Source organism: Alcanivorax sp. HI0044 (assembly GCF_001634945.1).
Map to the genome: position 1 here is coordinate 1 of NZ_LWEZ01000590.1, position 1,140 is coordinate 1,140.

General features: G+C 54.0%; 2 protein-coding genes. Both read right to left on the bottom strand.

Annotated elements, in window-relative coordinates:
• On the bottom strand, positions 1-942 hold a 942-nt coding region (locus A3730_RS07080), incomplete at its 3' end, for a hypothetical protein (protein WP_063537794.1).
• Positions 943-949: 7 nt separating this feature from the next.
• Positions 950-1,140, bottom strand: a 191-nt coding sequence (locus tag A3730_RS32560; RefSeq protein WP_231883883.1) for a hypothetical protein, incomplete at its 5' end; no start/stop codon positions are given.

The following is a 1,140-nucleotide window of genomic DNA, read 5'->3' on the forward strand; positions in this document are numbered from 1 at the left end:
AAAATGGTGGCCGGAGCATTGATTGATCGCCGCAGAGGCCTGATGCGTGGTGACGCCGCAGTGTGCTGCCAGTCGCCCCAGGGTCAGATCATTTTCTCTGAATAATCCTTTTTTCATGGCGTTTTCCAGCAACGGGAAAACAGCGTGCGCGTCATCGTTTTTTTCGTTTTTTGCACAAGCCGGTATCTCTTTCGCTGTTGCTTTCGTTGCAGCAGCACGCGGTGGTGCTTGCTGCACGGGAAGATTAATTCGGGTCAGCAACAAATAGGTGAGGTAGGCCGTGGCTGGTGCCAGCACAAAAGTCAGCGAAATGCGGATATCGAACAAATAGAACAGCGCCAGCCTGGCGGCAATGGACAAGGCGATCAGTAGCTGGAATGTTTGCAGGTTGCCTACCCATTCAATCACTGCACTGCGGCGGCTCTGGATTCCCTGTTGGCGTTGTTGCCACCAGTAAAAAAGGCTTAGAGCGCCAATGATGGCCAGATAAGGGTTGCCGTACAGGGTGATGGGCTCCCACAGGTCATGGTTCTTGCGCCCGGCCAGCATCCAGTAGATTTTCTGTTCCGGGGGCAGGCTCCAGAAGGGCACGGCGAGGGCGGCCACCAGCAGCACCGGTAACGCGTGCGTCCAGCGGCGACGCCGCGACCTGGCCAGGATGTTCTGCCCTTGCAGGGCACGAATATAGCCATAGATGCAAAACGGGATCATCACCACGACAGGGTCAGCCAGCTTCAGGAAGAAGGGCCAGTGCTGGAACAGATCTGTGGAGTGATACACAAATTCCAGCGATTGCAGAACTGCCAGCGCAATCAGTGCAAGCAGGTAGGCCAGTGGCAGTCGATGTTGTTGGCGATTGACCATCCAGCTCAAGCCGGCCAGCAGCAAGGTAGAGCTGATGCTCAGGCACACGATAGCGGCGCCTGCAGTCCAGTAATTCATCGGGATCTCACGTTCGAATGGATCGATTTGAACCTGTAACTTTTTGAATTAAAACGGATAAATTGTTTTTTTTCGAGTCCATCGAAGCGGGCGTTCTGCCGCCAACAGTCCTGTCTAATAACACGCTTCCATCGTCAGAATGATAACAAATCGAGGAGGCTATCATGCGATTCAGCACTGGCATTGCCATGCTTGGCT